The sequence below is a fragment of the Actinomadura sp. KC345 genome, from assembly GCF_004348515.1.
In the GTDB taxonomy this organism is placed as follows: Bacteria; Actinomycetota; Actinomycetes; order Streptosporangiales; family Streptosporangiaceae; genus Spirillospora.
Map to the genome: position 1 here is coordinate 1 of NZ_SMKH01000455.1, position 4,398 is coordinate 4,398.

Sequence of the window (4,398 nt, forward strand, 5' to 3'; positions counted from 1 at the left end):
GGGTGGCGGTGCGGGCGGGTTCCATGCGGGCGATGCCGGCGCGGAGTATCGCTTCGAGGAGGCCGGTCCGGGAGCCGAAGTGGTAGGTGATGGCGGAGTCGTTGGCCTGTCCGGCGAGGGCGACGATGTCGCGGGTGCGGGCGGCGTCGATGCCGTGTTCGGCGAAGAGGCGGGCTCCGGCGCGCAGGAGCCGTTCCCTGGTGGCGCTTGCGTCTTTCGGCACGCCGATGATACTAACAGGAGGCGTTAATAACGGAGGTCGTTACACCTCGGGAGGCCCGTGGCGATGGCGGACGTCTACGATCCCTTCGATCCCGGCTTCCAGGCCGACCCCTATCCCGCGTACCGGCGCCTCCGCGACGAGGACCCGGTCCACCGGCACGAATCCCCACCGTTCTGGGCGCTGTCCCGCTTCGAGGACGTCTGGCAGGCGACCCGGGACGCGGAGACGTTCTCATCGGCCCAAGGGTTGACGTTCTACCCGGACGAGATCGGCACGCTGGGCCTGGCCCCCACGATCGTGATGCTCGACCCGCCACGCCACACCGTGCTGCGGCGTCTCATCAGCCACGGCTTCACCCCGCGCAGAACGGCGGCCCTGGAAGACCGGCTACGGGATTTCGTCCGCTCCCGCATAGCCCTGATGGAACGGCGACTGGCGGACAACGAGACCCCCGACCTGCACAAGGATTTCTCCTCGCCCCTCCCCACGTTCGCGCTGGCCCACCTGCTCGGCGTCCCGGAGGCCGACCGGGCGAGATTCGACCCGTGGGTGAGTGCCCTGACGACCCTTCAGGACGACGGCCTGGACCTGAAGGCGCTGAAGGGCGGCGCGGTGAAGGCGGTGGCCGAGATGTTCGCGTACTTCACCGACGTGATCGCCGCGCGCCGCGCCGCCCCGTCCGACGATCTGATCAGCGCGCTGACGACGGCCGAGGCGGACGGGGAGCGCCTGACCGACTGGGACATCCTCGGGTTCTGCTTCGTGATGGTCGCGGGCGGCAACGACACGACCGGCAATCTGATCTCGCACGGGGTGGCGCTGCTGGACGGCGACCACGCGCAGCGGGAGCGCCTCGCCGCCGACCGGTCCCTGATCCCGAACGCGCTGATGGAGTTCCTGCGCCTGGAGGGATCGGTCCAGGCGCTGGGCCGCACCACCACGCGGCCCGTCACCGTCCACGGGACGGAGATCCCGGCGGGCGAGAAGGTGATGATGCTGTACGGGTCGGCGAACCGGGACGAACGAGAGTTCGGCCCCTCCGCAGCCGGCCTGGACATCACCCGCGACATCCCCCGCCACCTGGGTTTCTCCAGCGGCGTGCACTTCTGCGTCGGCTCGCACCTGGCCAAGCTCCAGGCCCGGGTGGCCTTCGAGGAACTCCTCGAAGCCCACCCGGACATAGGCGTGGACACGGAGAACGCCGAGCGGATCGCGTCCCCGTTCACCCGCGGCTGGGTATCGCTGCCGGTCGCGAACCTCTAGCCCATGTGGGGGTACCGGTAGTCGGTCGGCGGGACGAACGTCTCCTTGATGGAGCGCGGCGACGTCCAGCGCAGCAGGTTGAACACGGACCCGGCCTTGTCGTTCGTGCCGGACGCCCGCGCGCCGCCGAACGGCTGCTGCCCGACGACCGCGCCGGTGGGCTTGTCGTTGATGTAGAAGTTGCCGGCCGCGTACCGCAGGACCTCGGCGGTGCGCGCGGCGGCGGCCCGGTCGCGGGCGATGACGGCGCCGGTCAGCGCGTACGCCGACACCGACTCCATCTGGGCGAGCATCTCCTCGTACCGTGCGTCCTCGTACACGTGGACGCCCAGGATGGGCCCGAAGTACTCGTCCCGGAAAATCTCGTTCGCGGGGTCGCCGGAGACCAGCACGGTCGGCCGGACGAAGTACCCCACCGAGTCGTCATAGGTGCCGCCGGCCAGGATCTCGACGTCCGGGTCGGCGTGGGCCCGGTCGATGGCCGCCTTGTTCTTGGCGAAGGCCCGCTCGTCGATCACGGCGCCCATGAAGTTGGACAGGTCGGTGACGTCCCCCATCGTGATGCCGTCGACCTCCGCGGCGAGCGCCTCGCGGAGCCCCCCGTCCCAGAGGGACCGCGGAATGTAGGCCCGCGAGGCCGCCGAGCACTTCTGCCCCTGGTACTCGAACGCCCCGCGCACCAGCGCGGTCTTCAGCACGCCCGGGTCGGCCGACGGGTGGGCGACGACGAAGTCCTTGCCGCCCGTCTCGCCCACGACCCGCGGGTACCCGCGGAACCTCTCGATGTTGTCCCCGACCGCTTTCCAGAGTTTCCGGAACGTCCCGGTCGACCCGGTGAAATGAACCCCGGCAAGCTCCGGATGCGCGAGCACCACATCCGACACGGCGACCCCATCACCCGTCACGAGATTGATGACGCCCGGCGGAAGCCCGGCCTCCTCCAGCAGCCGCATGAGCAGGACGGCCGAGTACGTCTGCGTCGGGGACGGCTTCCACACCACCACGTTGCCCATCAGCGCGGGCGCCGTCGGCAGGTTCGCGGCGATGGCGGTGAAGTTGAACGGGGTGACCGCGTAGACGAACCCCTCCAGCGGCCGGTGGTCGGACCGGTTCCACACACCGTCACCGCTGATCGGCTGCTCGGCGAGGATCCGCCGCGCGTAGTGCACGTTGAACCGCCAGAAGTCGACCAGCTCGCACGGGGTGTCGATCTCCGCCTGCTGGACGGTCTTGGACTGCCCGAGCATCGTCGCGGCCAGCAGCGTCTCCCGCCACGGCCCGGACAGCAGGTCGGCGGCCCGCAGGAAGACCGCGGCCCGGTCGTCGAACGACAGCGCCCGCCACGCAGGCGCGGCCTCCAGCGCGGCCGCGACGGCGTCGCGCGCGTCGTCCGCGGTCGCGGTCCCGAACGTCCCGAGGACGGACGCGTGCCGGTGCGGCTGCACGACGGCGACCTTCGTCCCGGCGCCGAGCCGCCGTCGTCCGCCGATCGTCATGGGCAGGTCCATCGGCGTCCCGGCGGCCAGCTCGGCGAGCCGGGCCTCCACCCGGGCCCGCTCGGCGCCCGGGGCGTATCCGCGCACCGGCTCGTTCACCGGCGCGGGAACATTGGTCACGGCGTCCATCAAAGGGAACCCTCCTTGCGAAGTGAACGGAGAAAGAAGGCGACGTTGGCGGGCCGCTCGGCCAGGCGCCGCATGAAGTAGCCGTACCAATCGGCTCCGTACGGGACATAGACCCGCACCCGTTGGGAACCGGCCAGGCGCCGCTGCTCGCCGGCCCGGACCCCGTAGAGCATCTGGAACTCGTAGGAGCCGGCCGGCCTCCCGGCGGCCAGCGCCAGCGCGATCTCGATGATCCGCGGATCGTGGCTGCCGACCATCGGGTACCCGTCGCCGCGCATCAGCGTCCGCAGCCCCCGCGCGTAAGCGCGGTCGACCTCACGCCGTCCCTGGAAGGCCACCGAAGCGGGCTCGGCGTAGGCGCCCTTGACCAGCCGGACCCGCGCCCCCGCCAGCTCCCGGAGATCACCCTCACTACGCCGCAGCATCGCCTGGATCGCGACGCCCACCCGCGGGAAGTCGGCACGGAGCCTGCCGAAGATCTCCAGCGTGGAGTCGACCGTCGTGTGGTCCTCCATGTCGAGCGTGACCGTCATCCCGGCCCGCTCCGCCGCCGCACAGATCTCCCGGGCGTGGTCGAGAGCGACATCGTCGGCGACCACCCGCCCAAGGGCGGACAGCTTCACCGAGGCATCCGCACCACCCGCGAGCCCCTGCTCCTCCAGGGCGGAGAACAACCGCAGATAGGCGTCCCTGGCGACCCGCGCCTGCTCCCGATCCCGGGTGTCCTCACCCAGATGATCAAGGGTGACGTCCAGCCCGGCGGCCGCCGACTCCCGGACGACGGAAACCGCAGCGCCCAAGTCATCACCGGCGACGAACCGGTCGACGACACCCCTGGTCAGCGGCACGGAAGTGACCAGACCACGAACCCTCCGGTTGCGCGCCGCCGCCAGCAGAACAGGACTGAGCACCGACACCTCCAACGCCGAAGAACACCTCGCACGTTAGAAGCACCCGCCCCCCACCCCCTACAGTCAAATATCACGCACCCAACCCGGATATTTCATACAAACGTAAGAAGGACCCGATGACCCTCCAGGAGATCGCAGAACACGCGGCCGACCTCCTCCACGCCCCCGCAACCCTGGAGGACCGCGACTTCCACCTGGTCGCCTATGCCGCCCACGGCGACACCATCGACCCCGTCCGGATGGACTCGATCCTGCATCGCCGCGCGACGACGGCCGTCCGCGCCCGATTCGAGAGCCACGGCATCGCCCGCGCCACGGCCCCCGTCCGCATCCCGGCCGACACGGAACTCGGCCAGCTGGGACGCCTGTGCCTGCC

The 4,398-nt window shown here is 70.5% G+C and carries 4 protein-coding genes and 1 pseudogene; 2 read left to right on the plus strand and 3 right to left on the minus strand.

Annotation, left to right across the window (positions count from 1 at the left end; genetic code table 11):
- Positions 1-223: TetR family transcriptional regulator (locus tag E1281_RS37930; RefSeq protein WP_131884531.1), on the minus strand; the 223-nt coding region annotated here is incomplete at its 3' end.
- 63 nt (positions 224-286) lie between these two features.
- On the opposite strand from E1281_RS37930, the gene E1281_RS37935 reads away from it, so the two are divergent.
- Complete coding sequence (locus E1281_RS37935; protein ID WP_131884534.1) at positions 287-1,486, plus strand: cytochrome P450; 1,200 nt, start codon at positions 287-289, stop codon at positions 1,484-1,486.
- On the opposite strand, the gene pruA is transcribed toward E1281_RS37935, so the two are convergent.
- On the minus strand, positions 1,483-3,111 hold the full coding sequence (gene pruA, locus E1281_RS37940; protein WP_131884532.1) for an L-glutamate gamma-semialdehyde dehydrogenase: 1,629 nt from the start codon (positions 3,109-3,111) through the stop codon (positions 1,483-1,485). The two genes, E1281_RS37935 and pruA, sit on opposite strands and share 4 nt — an antisense overlap.
- Positions 3,111-4,022, minus strand: coding sequence for a proline dehydrogenase family protein (locus tag E1281_RS37945; RefSeq protein WP_131884533.1), 912 nt, complete (start codon positions 4,020-4,022; stop codon positions 3,111-3,113). The genes pruA and E1281_RS37945 overlap by 1 nt, the downstream gene beginning before the upstream one ends.
- A gap of 116 nt (positions 4,023-4,138) precedes the next feature.
- Between E1281_RS37945 and E1281_RS37950 the strand changes: the two are divergent.
- Positions 4,139-4,398, plus strand: a pseudogene (locus tag E1281_RS37950) (PucR family transcriptional regulator); the annotation flags it as partial.

Excerpts from the sequence above, each read along its gene's own strand:
- pruA (WP_131884532.1), bottom strand. The coding sequence starts at position 3,111 with ATGGACGCCGTGACCAATGTTCCCGCGCCGGTGAACGAGCCGGTGCGC.
- E1281_RS37935 (WP_131884534.1), top strand. The coding sequence starts at position 287 with ATGGCGGACGTCTACGATCCCTTCGATCCCGGCTTCCAGGCCGACCCC.